This is a genomic window from Singulisphaera acidiphila DSM 18658 (assembly GCF_000242455.2).
GTDB lineage: Bacteria > Planctomycetota > Planctomycetia > Isosphaerales > Isosphaeraceae > Singulisphaera > Singulisphaera acidiphila.
On sequence record NC_019892.1, the window covers coordinates 8,978,154 to 8,996,733 of the forward strand.

The 18,580-nt window shown below is 64.5% G+C and carries 11 protein-coding genes; 7 read left to right on the plus strand and 4 right to left on the minus strand.

What is annotated here, in order from left to right; translation table 11 throughout:
• The first annotated feature begins 36 nt into the window (after positions 1-36).
• The 4 genes from hflC (at position 37) to SINAC_RS34745 (ending at position 5,709) form a co-directional block, all read left to right on the plus strand.
• Positions 37-1,053, plus strand: coding sequence for a protease modulator HflC (gene hflC, locus SINAC_RS34730; RefSeq protein WP_015250213.1), 1,017 nt, complete (start codon positions 37-39; stop codon positions 1,051-1,053).
• Entirely contained in the window at positions 1,050-1,994 is a 945-nt protein-coding gene (gene hflK / locus SINAC_RS34735) for an FtsH protease activity modulator HflK (RefSeq protein WP_015250214.1), read from the plus strand. Before hflC ends, hflK begins: the two co-directional genes overlap by 4 nt.
• Before the next feature lie 54 nt (positions 1,995-2,048).
• Complete coding sequence (locus SINAC_RS34740) at positions 2,049-2,618, plus strand: hypothetical protein (RefSeq protein ID WP_015250215.1); 570 nt, start codon at positions 2,049-2,051, stop codon at positions 2,616-2,618.
• Positions 2,619-2,724: 106 nt separating this feature from the next.
• Positions 2,725-5,709, plus strand: a complete 2,985-nt coding sequence (locus SINAC_RS34745) for a hypothetical protein (protein WP_244884917.1) — start codon at positions 2,725-2,727, stop codon at positions 5,707-5,709.
• 102 nt (positions 5,710-5,811) lie between these two features.
• Here the strand turns inward: SINAC_RS34745 and carB are convergent, their stop codons facing one another.
• Positions 5,812-9,045 carry a carbamoyl-phosphate synthase large subunit gene (carB, locus tag SINAC_RS34750; RefSeq protein ID WP_015250217.1) on the minus strand — a complete coding sequence of 1,078 codons (3,234 nt, stop codon included), beginning with the start codon at positions 9,043-9,045 and terminating at the stop codon, positions 5,812-5,814.
• A gap of 297 nt (positions 9,046-9,342) precedes the next feature.
• On the opposite strand from carB, the gene SINAC_RS34755 reads away from it, so the two are divergent.
• On the plus strand, positions 9,343-10,272 hold the full coding sequence (locus SINAC_RS34755) for a DNA adenine methylase (RefSeq protein WP_015250218.1): 930 nt from the start codon (positions 9,343-9,345) through the stop codon (positions 10,270-10,272).
• A 369-nt stretch (positions 10,273-10,641) separates the two neighbouring features.
• Here the strand turns inward: SINAC_RS34755 and tnpC are convergent, their stop codons facing one another.
• Complete coding sequence (gene tnpC, locus SINAC_RS34760; RefSeq protein WP_015250220.1) at positions 10,642-12,090, minus strand: IS66 family transposase; 1,449 nt, start codon at positions 12,088-12,090, stop codon at positions 10,642-10,644.
• A gap of 245 nt (positions 12,091-12,335) precedes the next feature.
• Here tnpC and SINAC_RS40370 point away from each other — a divergent pair, with 245 nt between their 5' ends.
• Positions 12,336-12,683, plus strand: coding sequence for a hypothetical protein (locus tag SINAC_RS40370; protein ID WP_015250221.1), 348 nt, complete (start codon positions 12,336-12,338; stop codon positions 12,681-12,683).
• A 757-nt stretch (positions 12,684-13,440) separates the two neighbouring features.
• Here the strand turns inward: SINAC_RS40370 and SINAC_RS34770 are convergent.
• Together SINAC_RS34770 and SINAC_RS34775 are read right to left on the minus strand one after the other, a co-directional pair.
• Positions 13,441-14,844, minus strand: coding sequence for a sigma-54-dependent transcriptional regulator (locus tag SINAC_RS34770; RefSeq protein WP_015250222.1), 1,404 nt, complete (start codon positions 14,842-14,844; stop codon positions 13,441-13,443).
• Entirely contained in the window at positions 14,829-16,223 is a 1,395-nt protein-coding gene (locus SINAC_RS34775; RefSeq protein WP_015250223.1) for a sensor histidine kinase, read from the minus strand. Before SINAC_RS34775 ends, SINAC_RS34770 begins: the two co-directional genes overlap by 16 nt.
• A 440-nt stretch (positions 16,224-16,663) precedes the next feature.
• On the opposite strand from SINAC_RS34775, the gene SINAC_RS34780 reads away from it, so the two are divergent.
• Positions 16,664-17,803 carry a prenyltransferase/squalene oxidase repeat-containing protein gene (locus SINAC_RS34780; RefSeq protein ID WP_015250224.1) on the plus strand — a complete coding sequence of 380 codons (1,140 nt, stop codon included), beginning with the start codon at positions 16,664-16,666 and terminating at the stop codon, positions 17,801-17,803.
• The last annotated feature ends 777 nt before the right edge of the window (positions 17,804-18,580 follow it).

Genomic DNA, 18,580 nt, shown 5'->3' on the forward strand with positions numbered 1-18,580 from the left:
CTCGCCTTGGGAAGAAGGATAAGGATCAAAAGCGCCATGCACCAACCCATCGTCGAGTCGAGACCGCGAGCCTGGCCGCGCTGGTCCACGGTCTTGCCCCTGCTTCTCGGCCTGGTCGCCGTCGTGGCGTTCGCCCGGTCGATTATCATCGTCGACCAGACCGAGGCGGTCTACGTGACCGAGTTCGGCCGATCGGTCCGGCTGATCGACAAGCCGGGCTTGCACTGGAAGTGGCCCTATCAGAGCCGTCGCGGCTTCGACAAGCGGCTCCAGCTCGATTCCCCACCACCGCGTGAGATGCTGACGAAGGATAAGAAGAACCTCGAGGTCGCCTGGTACGTGAGCTGGCGAATCACCGATGTCGAGAAGTTTCTCCGTTCGGTCCGCACCTTGCCCGACGCCTCTGCGCGGGTCGAGGACATGGCGGCGTCGGTCCTGGCGGCCGAACTGGGCGGCCACGAACTCGCCGGCCTGGTCCGGGTCGATCGCAACTCAGCGCTCGACGCGATGATGACCGACGTGACCGCTCGAGTCGCCGAACAGGCGGGGAAAGAGTATGGCCTGCAAGTCGTCGACGTCCGGCTCCGCCGGCTCAACTATCCGGAGGAGGTCCGGTCGGCGGTCTTCGAGCAGATCCGGAGCGAACGGAAGAAGGTGGCGGCAAAGACCAGAGCCGAAGGCGAAAGCAAGGCCCGCACGATCCGAAGTGCGGCTGACCTCGAGCGAGCGAAGACGGTTGCCGAAGCCGAAGCCGAGGCCGCGCGAGTAGTCGGTGAGGGGGAGGCCGAGGCCACCCGAATCGCCAATGCCGCCCACGCCGCCGACCCCGCCTTCTATCAGTTCCTCAAGACCCTCGAAACCTACCGGGCCGCGCTCGATAACAAGACAACGCTCGTCCTCTCCGCCGAAAGCGACTTCCTCCGACTCCTGACCCGAGGCGTCGCCGACCCGGCTCCGACGTCATCCCTGGCTCAGAAAGACAAGAAGCGAGCCACTAAACCGGAGGCAGAACCAGAACCAGTGCCAAGGCCGGCCTCGGAGACGAAGCCATGAAGCGCGGGACCTTCATTGCCGCCGCTCTCGGACTCGTCGGCTACCTGCTGACCGGCCTTACCGTGATCCAGCAAGACGAGGTCGGGGTCGTGAGGAGATTGGGGGCCGTGCTCCCCGAGCCCTGGGAGCCCGGCCTGCACTGGGGATTGCCCTGGGGCCTCGACCGGCTCGACCGGCTCAAGCCAGGTCAAACGCGCACCCTGTCCGTCGGCGCGCGGGGGGCCCAAGGAGCGCCTCTGGCCCAAGCCCCGAGCGCTGACGCCGAGGACCTGCTGACAGGCGACCTGAACCTGGTCTCGGCCCAGGCGATCGTGCAGTATCGCGTACTCAAGCCCGTGGACTACCTGTTCGCCACCCGCTCGGTGGACGACGCCTTGGCCGCTGCCGCCCAGGCGGCCCTGACCCGCGCGCTGGCCGACCGTTCGATCGACGACGTCCTGACGACCGGCCGGGCCGAGGTGGCCGACCGAATGCTCCACTCGCTCCAAGGGCAGGCCGACAACGAAGGACTCGGCGTCTCGATCCGCGCAGTCCGCCTGGGGCGCGCCGCTCCGCCCATGCCAGTCGCGCCGGCCTTCGCCGATGCAGCGCGGGCCCGGAGCGACCTCCGCCAGGCCGTCACCCGTGCCGAGGAATACGCCGAGCGTGCCCGAGCCGACGCCGAGGGGCAGGCCCGCGAGATCAGCGACCGTGCAGCCGCCCGGTTCGACCGCCTCGTCCAAGTCGCCAAGGGAGAAGCCGACCGCTTCACCAACGTCCTGGTCGAGTCACGCAAGTCCCTGGCGGCGACGCGCCAACGGCTCTACCTTGAAACGCTGGCCACACTGCTCCCACGGTTCAACCGCAAGATGATCGTCGCCCCCGGCCAAGACATCGACATCAGCCTGATTGCCGATGACAACCGGGCCGAGCCCACCCCAGAACCGAACCGGCCCCAGTAGCCCGGCCGACGGAATCCTGACGAACAGACCGCCGATACAACGTGGAGGGGACGAATGAAACGGATCATGGCGGGTGTTCTGACGGTCGTCCTGATGAGCCTCCTGGCCTGGTCGGGCATTCAGCGCCCTCCCACCTCCCAGGAGAGACCGGCCGAGCTCACAGCAGAAGAAGCGTCCAACCCGGCCGAAACGCGGGTTCATGCCCTGCTCGAGAGCGCCTGGAAGGGGGATGTGGCCGCCTACCTCGACGCGTTCGATGGGCCGATCAAGAGCCGGCTCGAACGCGAAGTGGACGAGCGAGGCCGTAACACCTTCGCCGCCGACCTCCGCAAAACGGCCCGGGCCCGTAAGAGCCACGCCGTCTTCGCCGCCGAGCCCGACGGCGACGAGACCGCACGCGTCATCGTCGAGACCGTCTACCCCGACCGGAATGAGCGGCAGACGTACCGCGTCGACCGGAAACCAAGGGGTTGGCTCGTAACCGAAGTCGAGACCCTTCGCGGCCACCAGCCCAAGGCGAGGTTCGGCGATCAGGCCGACTACCAGGCCCCTGAAGGGGTTCCCGTCCAGGCAACGTCGACGGTCTCGGAAAAATCGGACGAGGAACCCCCTCCCGAGCCCTGATTCTGTTTTGTAGGGTGGGCACGGCCCACCAGTTCCCGGATGGTGGGCCGTGCCCACCCTACAATTCCCCAAGGACTTTCTCATGCTAATCCGGCGATGGCTTACCTTGAGTTTGACACTGCTCGGAATGCTCGGCGTCACGGCCGTCTGGGCCCAGAAGGAAGGAGCAAGTCAAACAGCGCCGCCCCGACGGCTCGATCCCGACGTGGTCTCGGTCCGGCTCTTGCTGGGAGTCGGCGACCGTCAGAGAGAGACATGGAGCGGCCAGGCCAAGGTCGATCAAGGGGAGATCCTCGGAGTTGAAGGGTATCGCTTCCGCAAAGGGGACAAGGTCACCGGCAACGACTCGTGGCAGGCGAAGAGCCTGCTCGTTCGCAAGGTAGCCGCCAAGAAGGCGGGGCAAAACGCGGCCAAGAAGCAGGTGGCCGCCAAGAAGCAGAGGCAGACCGGGCCGGGAACCCCTGGAGTCAACATCGCCCCCAACGGCGTGATCGTTTCCCTCAAAGCCCCCTCAACCGCGACCCTGACGGTCGAAACCGAACGCGGAGACTTCAAGGTCCGGCTCGCCGACCTGGCCGACGGCTTGGCCCACCCCTACCTCGACGGCAAGGCCGAAGCCAGGCAGGTCCCCGACGGGGTCACGCTGCTCGACAGCGTCGATCAAGAGGACTTCCCCGCCGCCTCGGCCGATGCCAACGGAGCCGCCTGGGTCGCCTTCGTCGTCCACCAGGCGCGCGGACCCAGCGATCTCGAGTCGTTCCGCACGCGGCCCAAGAGTTTCGCCGAGTCTGCACCCAAAGGGGGCGGAGACCAGATCCGCCTCCTCCGCTTCACCGCCGGAAAAGCCGGCGATCCCATCGATGTAACCAAGCCCGGCCTCGACGTCTGGCGTCCCGCAGTGGCCGTCGATCGCAACGGCAAGGTGGTCGTCGTCTGGTCCGAAAACAAGGAGGGAAACTGGGACCTCTACCGCCGGATCTACGCCCCCGAGAATCAGTCCTGGTCCGAGCCCAAACGCTTGACGACCGACCCCGGCACGGACACCGACGTCGTGCTCGCTACAGCGCCTGACGGCAAGGTCTGGATGGCCTGGCAAGCCTGGATCAAGGGACAGGCCGAGATCCTGGTTGCCGAAGTCGACGGCGACAACAACAGCCAACCTCTCAATATTAGCAACCATCCGGGCAACGACTGGTCCCCGTCCCTCGCGTTCGCCAAGAACGGCCGATGCTTCGTCACATTCGACAGCTACCGGGCCGGCAACTACGACGTCCTCCTGTGGTCGGGTACCTCGGAAGGAGGGCGTTTGGTCTCCGTGGCCGGTTCGGCGAAATACGAGGCCAGGCCGACCCTGGCCGTCGACCCGAGGGGCCGGGCCTGGGTCGCCTACGAAGAGCGCGATGCCAACTGGGGCAAGGACGCCGAGAACCTCGTCGACGGCAAAGGGTCGACTCTCTACCGCTCGGCGGCCGTCCGGGTCCGTTGCGTCGATGGAGATCGGGTGCTCGACGCCCCCGACCCGCTGGCCAACGCTCCCGAAGAGCTTCGACCCATGAACAGTTATCCTCGGATCAGCATCGATCGCGACGGCCGAATCTGGCTCGCATTCCGCCACCGTCAGGAATCGATCTGGGGAACCCAGGCCGTCATGGTCGTCGGCGCCCTGTGGGTCGAGCACGCAACCTCGCTGGCGGGCAAGGCCTGGGAGCCCCCCCAACCTTTGTCTCGAAGCGATGGCCTGCTCGACAATCGTCCCGCCCTGGTCGCGCCGAGCGATGGTCCGCTACTGGCTTTCTACAGCAGCGACGGCCGACTCCGCCGTGAGGTCGAGCTCACCCCTGAGCTCGGTCGGAAGTTCTGGACGCACCAGGGGACTCCCAGCGGCCCTGACTCCGCGTTCAACGAGGACCTGCAAGTGGCGGCCCTTTCCCCCCTGACGAAAGGGGGCTCCGTCGACCCGACCCCGACCGACGTCGTCGCTTCGCAGGACGAGACGCCGGCCGTCCACCCCGACGAGACCGCAAACGTCTCCCGGATGCGCGACCATCGCATTCAGGCGGGAGGCAAAACCTATCGACTGATTCGCGGCGACTTCCACCGCCACACCGAGCTCTCGATGGACGGCGGTTCCGACGGCTCGCTGGAAGACATGTGGCGCTACGCGCTCGACGCCGCCTCGTTTGATTGGATGGGCAATGCCGACCACGACAACGGCGGCGGTAAAGAGTACACCTGGTGGCTCGCCCAGAAAACCACCGATCTGTACACCGGCGAAAAATTCACCGGCATGTTCACTTACGAACGCAGCAATGCCTATCCTCACGGCCACCGCAACGTGATGTTCGTTCAGCGTGGGATCCGGACCTTGCCACGGCTGGTGGACGAAACGGGGGTCGTCGATGAAGACACCCCGATGCTCTACGACTACCTGAAGGAGCACAACGGCCTCTGCGCCTCGCACACCTCGGGGACCGCCATGGGAACCGACTGGCGTGACGTCAACCCGGAGTTCGAGCCGATGGTGGAGATCTTCCAGGGGCACCGAAACTCTTATGAGTACCTTGGCGCCCCGCGCGTGGCCCGGCGGCCCGGCGAAGCGATCGGCGGCTGGAAACCCCTCGGCATGGTCTGGAATGCCCTCGCCTTGCAGTACAAGCTTGGGTTCCAGGCGTCGAGCGACCACATCTCAACCCACATCAGCTACGCCATCGCAATCGCCGAAGACTCGACCCGCGAGGCCATTTTCGACGCCTTCAAGCGCAGACACTGCTACGGCGCGACCGACAACATCTTGCTCGATGTCCGGAGCGGTGAGCACATCATGGGCGACGAGTTCAACGCCGACGGCCCGGTTCGCCTCAAAATCAAGGTCCAAGGGACCGCCCCGATCGCCCGCGTCGATATCATCAAAGATTTCCGCTACGCCTACTCCACCGAGCCCCAGCGTGCCCAGGTCGAGTTCGAGTGGAAGGACGAAGAAAAACGCCCCCCTGGCCTGAGCTGGTACTACGTCCGGGTCCTCCAGACTGATGGCGAGCTGGCCTGGGGTAGCCCGTTCTGGGTCCATCAGGGCAATACCCAGGCGAACTAATAAACGATCGAGCGGAGGACGCTCGACAATCGGCGGGGGGAGCGTCAGTCAACTCCCCCCTTTGTCTTTCGCTCACCCTCCAACGGCAAAAGAACAGGCGAACTACGACTTCTTAAGCAGGTCCTGAAGCGCGTAGACTTCGAGCGGCCCTTGACGCATCCGCTCCAGGGCCGCCACCGCCGCCTTGCCACCGGCGATCGTCGTGATACAGGGGACGCCGTGGCTCACCGCCGACGCACGGATCCGCCCTTCGTCCGTCCGCGCCCCTTTGCCGCTCGGCGTATTCACGATCAGCGCGATCGAACCGTTGGCCAGGTGGTCCAGCAAGTTCGGACGCCCTTCGCGGATCTTCCGCACCACGCTCACCGCGATCCCCGCCTCCGTCAGCGCCGCGGCCGTACCCGCCGTGCTCATCAGGTCATAACCCAGCTCCGATAACCGGGCCGCCACCGGCAGCACCGCCTGACGATCGCGGGCCGCCACGCTCACAAACACCGTTCCGCTTTCCGGAAGGCTGATCGACGCCGCCAATTGCGCCTTGGCGAACGCTCCCGCAAAGTCGGGGGCGATCCCCATCACCTCACCCGTCGACCGCATCTCCGGACCGAGCACGATGTCCACACCCGCGAACTTCGCGAACGGGAAGACCGACTCCTTCACCGACACGTAACCGGGCTCGGGGTCCGACTCGATCCCTTGCTCCGCCAACGTCCGACCCGCCATCACCCGCGCCGCCGCCCGCGCCAGCTCCAGGCCCGTCGCCTTCGACACGAACGGCACCGTCCGCGACGCCCGCGGGTTCACTTCAAGGACGTACACCTCTCCATCCTTGACCGCGAACTGGATGTTCATCAAGCCACGGACCCGAATCGCGTCGGCCAGCAGCCGCGTCTGCCGCTTCAGCTCGGTCACCACCGCCGCCGAGAGGCTGAACGGCGGGATCGCACACGCCGAGTCGCCCGAGTGGATCCCCGCCTCCTCGATGTGCTCCATCACCCCCGCCACGATCGTCCGCTCGCCGTCGGAGACCGCGTCCACGTCGACTTCCTGGGCGTCTTCCAGGAACTTGTCGATCAGGATCGGGTGCCCCGCGCTGGCCTCCACCGCCTCGGTCATGTACCGCGCCAGCGCCGACTCGTCGTAGACGATCTCCATCCCCCGCCCCCCCAGCACGAAGCTGGGGCGGACCACCACCGGGTAGCCGATCCGCTCGGCGATCCGCCGCGCCTCCTCGTACTTCAGGGCCGTGGCGCTGGGGGGCTGACGCAGGCCGAGCCGCTCGATCACCGCATGGAACCGCTCACGGTCCTCGGCCAGCTCGATGCTCTCCGGCGTCGTCCCCAGGATCGGCACCCCCGCCGCCTCCAACGCCCGCGCCAAGTTCAACGGCGTCTGACCGCCAAACTGGACGATCACCCCCACCGGCTTGACCCGCTCGCAGACGTTCAAGACGTCCTCGGCCGTCAACGGCTCGAAGAAGAGGCTGTCCGACGTGTCGTAATCGGTGCTCACCGTCTCCGGGTTGCTGTTGACCATCACCACTTCGTAGCCGTCGCGACGGAGCGCGAACGCCGCCTGGCAACAGCAGTAGTCGAACTCGATCCCCTGGCCGATCCGGTTCGGACCACCCCCGAGCACCACGACGCGCGGCTTGTCGCTCACCCGCGCCTCGTCGGTCGACTCGTAGGTGGAGTAGTAATACGGCGTCGTCGCCTCGAACTCCGCGGCGCAGGTGTCGACCAGCTTGTACACCGCCTCCACCCCGAGCCGCTTCCGCTCGCGGCGGACCTCCGCCTCCGACGAACCCCACAAGTGGGCCAACTGCCGGTCGCTGAACCCGTCCCGTTTGGCCAGGCGGAGCAAGGACTCGCCCGCCCGCTCCAACGAACCGGCCTGGCGCAGCGTCGCCTCGGTCTCGACCAGCTCGGCGATGTTCACCAGGAACCAGCGGTCGATCGCCGTCAGCTCGTGGATCCGGTCGATGCTCATCCCGGCGAGCATCGCATAGCGGAGGAACCAGAGCCGCTCCGGGTTGGGCGTGGCCAGCTTCCCCTGGATCTCTTCCTCGCCCGGCTGATCCTCGGTCCCCCACCGGTCCTTGGGGTCGGCACCGAGCCCGAACCGGCCCACCTCCAACCCCCGCAGCGCCTTTTGCAGCGACTCGCGGAAGGTCCGGCCGATCGCCATCACCTCGCCCACCGACTTCATCTGGGTGGTCAGCTCGGTGCTCGCCTCGGGGAACTTCTCGAACGCCCAACGCGGCACCTTGGTCACGACGTAGTCGATCGACGGCTCGAAGCAGGCGCAAGTCTGCCCCGTGATGTCGTTGCGGAGCTCGTCGAGCCGGTAGCCGACGGCCAGCTTGGCCGCGATCTTGGCGATCGGGAACCCGGTCGCCTTGCTCGCCAGGGCGCTGGAGCGGCTGACTCGCGGGTTCATCTCGATGACCACCATCCGCCCGGTGTCGGGATTGATGGCGAACTGCACGTTCGACCCGCCGGTCTCGACCCCAATCTCACGGAGGATCGCCAGCGAGGCGTCGCGCATCCGCTGATATTCTTTGTCCGTGAGCGTCTGCGCCGGGGCCACGGTAACGCTGTCGCCGGTGTGTACCCCCAGCGGGTCGAGGTTCTCGATCGAGCAGATGATGACGGCGTTGTCGGCCTCGTCGCGCATCACCTCCATCTCATACTCTTTCCAACCGACCAGGCTCTCCTCGATCAGGACCGAGTGGACCGGGCTGAGCTCGAGGGCATAGGCGACCATCCGGTCGAACTCATCGCGGTTGTAGGCGACGCCGCCACCGGAACCTCCCATGGTGAAGCTGGGGCGGAGGACGCAAGGGAGGCCGAGCTCGTCGCGAATGCCGCGTGCCTCGTCGAGGTTGTGGGCCAGGCCGCTCCGGGCGCTCTCCAGGCCGATCTGCTCCATGCAGACCTTGAAGAGCTGGCGGTCCTCGGCCTTGCGAATCGCCTCGGCGGTGGCGCCGATCAGCTTGCAGTCGTAGCGGGCCAGGGCCCCTGAGTCGTGGAGGGCGAGTGCGACGTTGAGTCCGGTCTGGCCGCCAAGTGTGGGCAGGACGGCGTCGGGGCGTTCGGCGGCGATGATCCGTTCGACGAACTCGGGGGTAATCGGCTCGACATAGGTGCGGTCGGCCATGTCGGGGTCGGTCATGATCGTGGCCGGGTTGGAGTTGACCAGGACGACGCGATACCCTTCCTCGCGGAGCGCCTTGCAGGCCTGGGTGCCGGAGTAGTCGAACTCGCAAGCCTGGCCGATGACGATGGGGCCGGCGCCGATGATCAGGATCGTCTTGAGGTCAGTTCGCTTGGGCACGGCGATTCTCGTCTCCGGTTCGTTCAGTCAGTCGGGCGGATCGGCAGCAGACGCATAGCGCGCAACCGGGCCGCGCACACCCCGCGCGGGGAGGCGGCGCGGCCCGAAAAATTTCACGATTCTAGCAAGCCACGGAAGATCCCGACAAGGCCACGATGATGTCCGAGAGTTGCGACGGCAACATAAAGACGGGTCCGGGGGGGCGACGGATCACCGGGAGAAGCCGAACGCACCTAATGTCACGAAAACCCTCACATGTTACAGTTATCGTTGGCCCTAACAACATGGGAGGTTTTGATGGCCAGCGCACCTGATGGGGCGAAGGATATCAACCAGACCAGGCGACCGGGCCGCGGACGGGAACTCTCACCGATCCATCTGGACCGAGCCGACCCCCTCGGCAAACACCCGGCCCGACCCCGCCCAGACCGTCAGCGGAGGATCGTCTTCGGGTGGTACGGCGGCAAGTTCAACCACCTCGACTGGCTGCTTCCGCTGCTCCCCGAGGCCCATCACTACTGCGAGCCCTACTCAGGGTCCGGAGCGGTCCTGCTCAACCGAGCCCCCTGTCCCATCGAAACTTACAACGACATTGATGGCGATGTCGTCACCTTTTTCCGGGTCCTCCGCGACCACCCCGAGGACTTGATCCGGGTCATCGCCTTGACCCCGTTCTCCCGCGAAGAATTTTACGAGGCCATCCACAGTGATTCGCAGGGGTGCGCCGATCTCGAACGCGCCCGTCGGTTCTACGTGAGAGCCCGACAAGCCCGAACGGGACTGGCACAGACGGCCACGCTCGGCCGCTGGGCGAACTGTAAAGAGACCAGTCGCGGGGGGATGTCGGGCACCATCTCACGCTGGTTCGGAGGGGTCGAGGCGTTGGGCGACGTCGCGAATCGCCTGCTCCGGGTCCAGATCGAAAATCGCCCCGCCGTGGATTTGATCCGGATCTACGACGGGCCGACAACCTTCTTCTACTGTGATCCCCCTTACCTTCACCAAACGCGTGGAGACTGCCACGCCTACGGGTTCGAGATGGATGAAACACAGCACCGCGAACTCGCCTCAGCACTCAGCGGTTGCCGCGGCAAGGCCGCCGTCTCCGGCTACCGTTGCCCCTTCATGGACCTGATCTTCAAGGGATGGCGGCGATTCGACGCACCTGAAAAACATTGCCACTCCAACAAGAAACCCGGGCAAGAGTCGCTCTGGATGAACTATTGAGCCGCTCTCCTGAGGATTGCGATGGAGGAGGAATCCACCCAGAAACAAATTCAATCAATTCAGATTTTCAGATTTGAGAAAATTTCCCATTTCCAACAGAGCCGACCCACCTCTTGACGCGTTGCATGGTATCCATCAACGAAACTCGCCCCGTACGGAACGACCGGTCTTCAGTCGTTGCGACGGGGCAGAGGATTGCAGGGAAATTTAAGGTGGGGCAGGGGATCGCAGCCATTGCGATCAGAGTGATCATTCTTCGATTCGACTCACCCTGCCGATTTCGCGGTCGGTTCGATTCCTCTCCGTAATTACGGCTTGATTCGCGGTCCGTGACAAGGATCCAAACGAGGTTGCGAAAAGGGTAAGCCTTCAGCGGAATTCAGCGATCGGGTCTGGCAAGGCTGGCAACTGACCGGTTCGTAGGTAGGCGCGAATGGCTTCGGTTACGGCGGATACGGGATTATGGCCGCGTTGCTTCAGCGTGCGGAACACGCTCATCAGAATGGCCTGAGTTTCCGCCCCGTCCTCGCTGCCGTTGGCGTAGCTATTCTTCCGCGCAATCACGGCCGGGCGGATTTGACGCTCACCGTGATTGTTGTCGAACGGGACTTCGGCATGGTCCAGGAACGTGAACAACTCGGAGGCATGCCGCCGCAGTCGCTTCACCAGTCGACGGGCGTGGCGTTGTTCCCACGGCTGCGCCAGCAGTTCGCGCAATCGCACGTCCAACCGCTGCCGCCGCGAGGCGAACGACTTCGCCGGCAGTTCCTTCCGACGCTTGCTCAGGCGGATCGAGTCGCGGATCAGCCGCTTCAGTTGCTTGGAGAACGCCGGCCAGTCGTCCCCGGGCTTGTGGTAATGCTGGGTCCGCTTCAGATCACGCAGCAGGTGGGGCAGGCACTTCTGTTTCTGCGTGCAGACGACCGCGTTGTAGGCGCCCCAGAAGTCAGTCACCAACACGCCGGCAAACTCTTTCTTGAAGAACCGTTTCAACGCCGGACTGCCACGCCGCCGGTCGATCATGTAATACGTGACGTCTTTCGAGGCGAAGCACCACAACCAGTAGGTCGTACCGTTGACTCGCCAACCGGTCTCGTCGGCGTGCAACACGGCGCTGTCGAGGGCTTGGGCCTGAATCTCGAGATCCCAGGCCAGGAGGATCTCCCGCAAACGCCGCCACATCTGGATCAGGCCGCCGGAGGACAGCTTGAACTGGAGGTGGAAGTTGAACACGTCAATGATCTGGGCCAGCGTCGTGCCCAGCAGGTAGTGCAGCCAGGCCGAGAGGACGACAACGCGAAGCCCGATGGTCGAGCCGGGCAAGGCGTCAGGGACCGTCGGCTCGACGGTGGCGCGGCAGTGGGGGCACCAGGAGCGATGGATCGTGTGTTGGGTGACCACCGGCGTGATGTCGGCGGGGATGTCCTCGATGAGGCGGGTCCGGGAACCTCGGCAGGGTCGCACCGGCCCATGGCACTCGGGGCAAGCCGAGAGTGAGTGCTCCTCGTGACGGTCGATCCGCGTCGGCGCGGGCCGTCGCCGACCGGGATGCCCCGCCTTGGCCCCCTTGGCTTTGGCCCGCCCCTTGGCGGTTGGCTTGGCATAAGGTGGAGTCTGTCCCGACGGTGCCGACGGGTCAGTGCCCGTGGGCACTCCGGCCTTCTTCTCGGCCAGTTGCTTGGCCAAGTTCAGGAGTGCGAAGACGACCGCTTCCTGGCCCTGCTGGAAGATCCTTGTGGCTTGCTCGGGGGTTAATTGCGGCCCCAGAACGGTCAGCAGAGATGGCACATCAAGAGTGTCTGAGCTCGTCGTCGCCATGGGAATAGTGAAATGGAGCGGCCCTCAGATTGCAAGATGAACTGAATTCGGCTGAAGGCTTACCGAAAAGGCAATTATGCCGGTGCATTGTCACGAAAAAATCATGGCATCCCGTGACCGGTTTCAAGAATTGTCCCGTAGGAATCATGTCGGGTGGGGATGAGATCTGGGGGGTCTTCCTGACACCCGATTTTGAGTGTCGAAGCGTGGAGCGAAAGACCTTCGCTTCACAGAGGAGAACTCCGATGAGTCTTTGGAACGGACGAACATCGAGCATCTTCGGAACCGCCGTCCTGACAGTGGCAGCCCTTGTGGGCACGGGTTCGACGGCATCTGCTTGCGGCTTCGGACGCCATTGCGGGTACCATCACCACCGCAGCGCCTATTACGGAGGGTATGGGTACGGGAGTTACTATTCCGGCTACTACGCGCCTCGCTACACCTATGCGACTTCGTACTACGCCCCCCAGTACGTGCAACCCACCTCTTACTACACCCCCCAACAGCATGTCTATCCCACCTCTTACTACACCCCCCAACAGTACGTGTATCCCACAACCTACTACACAGCCGGCCGGGGCTTCTGCTGGTGACATCAGGCCCCTCTGCCTTGAGATCGCGCCCCGGTGCCTCGAGCAGGCCAGCGAAGCCCTGCTCGGCCGATAGACCGTGACCGATCTTCTTCTCTCCCCACCCCCCAGGGGAGGGAACGACGTCTCTTTATCCTTCCAAAAAAGGACCTCTCCCGCGTTCTGGGCGAAGCTCAAGAGCAAGACGACGACGGCTTCCTCACCTTGTCGATCGAGAGATCACTCTCGCCTGCTGTTCAGCAAATACGCTACGGATATTCAAAAACATCCAAATATTTTCAATTTCTCATTTTCTTTCTATTTCGCTGTGTTCCGCGATTAAGTTTCTGCGATTTCCGCAAGACACTCTTGACATCCCCGCGCGGCCCGCTCATACTAGCCCCACAATTGAGACTGAGTCTCAATTCCATCGAAACAGCAAGGTCAACCGGTTTGGTCCACCGGGTTGTTCTTGGCCGTCGGTATTCCCCGTGGAAAGGAACATCAACGTGGTGACCTGCCGCCCCTGGCGCAGTGGCTTCTCGCGACGAGCCACGACGGTGAGGTGCTCGACGGTTGACACGGCTTCGGCCAGGGCCGACGAGAAGCCTGTTCCTTTCCCAACCCGATCACGTCGTTTGGCGTAAAGGTACACGTCCGCCGGGGAGACACTCCGTCCTGTGTCAGGTCGGTTGTGGGACCACTCCCCGGCGGCGTGCAGTTTCCACCGTGGCACGATTGGGTGCGTCACGGCGTTGGGATTTCGCGGTGATTCTCGATTCTACTCGACGCCGTACTTCCGCAGACGCTGGCGGAGGGTGGCTCGGTGCATCCCGAGCATCTGGGCGGCAGCCGCCCGGTTCCCCTGGCAGCGTTCGAGCACGACGCGCAGCAAGGGGGGTTCGACCAGTGTGAGGAACCGTTCGTAGAGCGGGGTCTCGTCGCCGGTGGTCGATTGGGCCTCCTGATGGGCCCAGAGCGTGGCCTGCTCCTGAATCTCGCGACCGATCGGCGGCCGGGCGATTGTTGCGCTCGGATGGCTGGTTGGAAGGTGTTCGACCCGGATCGAGCGGCCTCGGGCCACGATGGCCGCGTGCTCGATGGCGTTCCTGAGTTCGCGGACGTTGCCGGGCCAGGGGCGGGAACGGAGTTCCGCGAGGACCTCTCTCGAGAGATGGCCGTCGGTCCCGTCCGGCAGCCGCGACTGCTTCAAAAAATGCTCGGCCAGGACGGGAATGTCGTCGGGTCGGTCGCGAAGCGGGGGCAAATGGATCGGGAACACGCTCAGGCGAAAGAAGAGGTCGTCCCGAAACTGGCCGGTCGCCATCAACTCGGCCAGGGGTCGGTTGGTCGCGGCGACGACCCGGATGTTGGTCGCCCTTGGCTTCGCGTCGCCGACCGGCGTCACTTCGCGGTGCTCGATCGCGCGGAGGAGCTTGACCTGGAGCAAGGTCGGAATATCGCCCACCTCGTCGAGGAGGACCGTGCCGCCGTGGGCGAGTTCGAGCAGGCCTTTCTGATCCTGCACTGCTCCGGTGAACGAGCCGCGGACGTGGCCGAAGAGTTCGCGCTCCACAAGGTTCGGGCTGAGCGCGGCCAGGCAGACGGGCAGGAAGGGGCCGGCGTGCCGACTGCTGTGGCGGTGAATCGCGCGGGCGACCAGTTCCTTGCCGGTCCCGCTCTCCCCCGTGATCAGCACGGGCACATCCGTCGGGGCCACCAGGGCGATGCTCTTGAAGAGATCCTGCATGGCGGGCGAAGCGCCGATGAGCGTCTCCGGACCGGGCTGCGGCTCAGGCTCGGACCGGCGGATTTTCGAAGGGGTCCCCTTCTCCAGGGCTCGTTTGATCACGGCCCCGGCCTGATCGAGGTCGAACGGCTTGACCAGGTAGTCGTAGGCCCCCCCTTCGATGGCGCGGACGGCGGTATCGAGGTTACCGAAGGCCGTGATCACGATGATGGGCGTGGCGCCGATCCGCTCGCGAAACCGAGTCATGGCGGTCAGGCCGTCCATGCCGGGCAAGCGGACGTCGAGCACGACCGCGTCGAGGCCCCCGCCATTGGCCAGCCGCAAACCTTCCTCGGCCGACGCAGCGATCTCGACCTCGTGCCCCTCGTCGGTGAGGAACTCGCGGAACGCCCAGCAGATGCTTGCCTCGTCATCGACGATCAGGATACGGCCCATGAGGCGCCCTCAACGGACGGGACAGTTCGGGGTATTACCAACGAAAAATGGGTGACTCCGTCCGCACACGTCCAGGATAGCCGCCCACCATGCTCGAGGGCCACCTGGTTTGCCAAGGCGAGTCCCAATCCGACCCCCTCGGGCTTGCTCGTGATGAACGGCTCACACAGGTGTTCGGCCAGTTCCACAGGGGGTCCTTCGCCCGAGTCGCTGACCACAATGGCCACGAGATCCCCTTCCGGCACAGCTTCGAGGCAAATGCGCCCTCCGGGCCCGGCGGCCTCGATCGCGTTGAGTACCAGGTTCAGCACGGCCCCCCGGACCCCCGACTCGTCCGCGCAGAGCTCGATCGGCATTCCGCTTCGCCTGCGCTCGAGCAAGACCTTGGCATGTTGACACGAAGGCTCGACCAGCAAGGCGACATCGTCGAGCAGCCGGTCCACCTCGAAATCGGCCGGGGCTCGCCGCTCGACCCGGCCGAGGGAAAGCAGGCCCTTAACGTGCTCCTCGGTCATCGCCAATTGCCGCAAGGCGACGTCGAGGCTCCGATCCCCTTCCGGCCCGGGATACCGCCGCGCATGGAGCTGAATACTCATCCGGGCCCCGGTGAGCGAGTTCCTGAGTTGGTGGGCCAGGCCGGCGGCAAGCTGGGCCAGGATCCGGGTCCGCTCCGATTGCTGGATCGTCTGGCGCATTTCCCTCAGTTGAACACACATCCGATTGATTGAACGAGAAAGGTCCCGCACCTCGTCCTGCCCGCGTCCGAGGTCAACCTCGCGGAAGTCTCCTCCGGCGATGAAGGCGACCTGCTGCTCCAAGCGGCGGATCCGACCGCTGATCCGGTGGGCGACCCAACTCGTAACGGCGGCCAACAGGCCAAGCGACCCGACCCCAAGCATGAGCGGCGGCCAGGCCGCGTCCCACCGCGCCTGCCTCCAGACCGTCTCGGGATAGAGCACGAGAAGCGAGCGCCCCTGCGGACGACTCGACGGGCGAATCCGGGTCGCAAAATAGCGGGTGCCCCCGAGGGAGACCGTGGGCGACTCTCCCAGGGAGTCGAGGTGCGCCACCGTCAACACCGTATCGAGCGGGGTCGGGAGAACGGCAGGGTCGGAGAAGCTGGTTTCGGTCATCCGGCCCTCCTCGTCGTAGGCGACGAAGTGGGCTCCGGAGAGTCCGCGCATCTTGGCGAGCACCCCCGCAGTATAGGGGAAGTTCGCATGCCCAAGCGTGTCGATCACGCCATTGAGACGGTCGATCACCTGGTGTTCGACCCGGCTCGTGGCAAGCCGAGCCGTGGAGAGCGTGATCGCAGCCACCGCAATCCCTTGGATCGCGACGAGCGGGATCAGAATCTGGTTGCGCAGCGACCATCGCATAAGGACGTTGACACCCCACGTCGAGTCAGACTTGCCTTCCCAGCATCGCCTTGGGCGGTTTTCACTCGCTTATCAGTAAAGAAGATCCGAGATCGCTCATTCCATCAGAGCGTTGGGAAGGCACGATCCGCAAGGGAGGCCCCCTGGAGAAAGACGAGGGAACTCCAAGGCGATGAAATTTTCGCCGCGTGCGGCGAAAGAATCGCCACACGGGGAACCAACTCGTCGTCCGTTGCTTCGTCGCAATCGGTTCGGTAAAAAAGAGATACGATCATACGCGGATCGTGGAACGGCATTTGCTTTGGTATTTTTTGTTGTCGAGAGGGTCTCGAGCGAGCGCCGGCCAAGTTTGCCTTTGATGGGTCGCCTGGCCAGGATCGTCATCCTTCGCACCCGGCTATCTTTGGGTCACGTCCCCGGATCAGAAAGGACTGTTCGCGATGCCCCTGCCCTTGTCCCATCCCTTGTCCCGCCGAGAGTGCCTCATCCACGGCGTCCAGGCCTTCGGACTCATGGCCTTGGCTTCCCGACCGATCGTGAGCCTTGCGGCTGAAGGGGCAACCGCAGCCGACCTGACGGCCAAGGGGATCGACTTCCTGCGACCGCGTCAGGCGGAAAATGGAAGTTGGTCGGGCGATCGCAAGGAGCCCGGAATCACGGCGCTGGTCGTATCGGCCTTGCTCCGCACAAAGCGGGTGACCCCGGCCGAGCCGGTGATCACCAAGGCCCTCACATTCCTGGAAGGGTTCCTCGGCCCCAAGGGGGGACTCTCCGAAGCCGCCCACTCGAACTATTCGACCTCGATCGCGATCATGGCCTTTCAAGAGGCGAATCAAGGGGGGCGGTACGACGCGATCATCAAGGGGGGGCAAGAGTTCCTCAAGGCGATGCAGTGGGACGCGTCGGAAGGGAAAGGGCCGGACGACGCCTTCTACGGCGGGGCGGGCTACGGCGGCAAGAATAACCGACCCGACCTCTCGAACACGGCCTTCATGATGGAAGCGCTCCACGACACGGGGCTGCCCGCCGATGACCCTGCGCTCCAGCGGGCCCTCATTTTCGTCTCGCGCTGCCAAAACCTCAAAAGCGAGTTCAATGACCAGCCGTGGGCTGACAAGGTCAACGACGGTGGGTTCATCTACACGGCCGCCAACGGCGGGTCGAGCGTCGCCGGCAACACCGAAAACGGGGGCCTCCGCTCCTATTCGGCAATGACCTACGCCGGCCTCAAGAGCATGATCTACGCCGGCCTCACCGCCGACGATCCGCGCGTCAAGGCGGCCAACGCCTACATCACCAAGCATTACAGCCTGGACGAAAACCCGGGACTCGGCCAGAAGGGCCTCTTCTACTACTACCAGACCTTCGCCAAGACGATGGCCCTGCTCGGCAAGCCGACCGTCGTCGACGGCTCGGGCAAGAGCCACGACTGGCGAGCCGAGCTGACCGCCGCGCTGGCCAAACGCCAGGAGGCCAATGGAAGCTGGACCAACCCGGCCGACAGCTTCATGGAAGGGGACCCGAACCTCGTCACCGCCTATGCCCTGCTCGCCCTGGCCTACGCCCAGCCGAAGGGCTAATCGAATCGCCCTCCGGCCTTGCCTTTGACATGGAAAAGGGCCTGTTCCCCAGCGGGGCGATCGAGCCAATCCTCGATCGCCCTCTGCCTCTTTTTTTTCCGCGCGCTTCCCTACCATCGCTCCGGTGACGACGATCGGTCCCCCCAAAAAAGACGGGCGAGCAACGAGCCACCTTCCCTTCCACCCACACCCTGGCCGAAATTCCCCGAGTTCGGCCCAGGCCAGCCAACCAGCATCGACAACCCACGATCCCACTTTTTAACCAGGCCCCCCTTGATCCGCACGCGATTCCCTGGCTATGCTCCTTTGTCGAGAATGAATCTCAATATCAGTGTTCCCGTTTGATTCGGCTTGGCCTTGGTCCCGCCAGTCCGGATCGTCGTTCCGTCATAAAGGGCAGGTTCTTGTCGGCGTGCTTGCCCCCCCCACCCCAATAGCCAGGGCATCGGTGTCGGAGAATCATGCGCGGGGAGTTTTCTCTCCGTTCGGTTCTCACGATGGCTGACCGCCCCGCGTCCATCTCCTCCGTCAGAGTCCGCCCGGCGTCGCGAAACGGCCGCCGGACCTCCTCCCCCCATGCGGAGAATCGAGAGTTCCTGGTGCAAACACCAGCTCTCGGCGTCTCGAACCATCGCGAACGCTCGTTCGAAAACCGACCGTGACGAGGCGGCACGCTCGCTGAGAGAGAGACTCTGAGGGGCATTGAGCCCTCGAGGATCGCCCCTTGGAAATCGCGCCCCCCTCACCCTTGCGCGATCGATCGCGTCGACCGCCCGG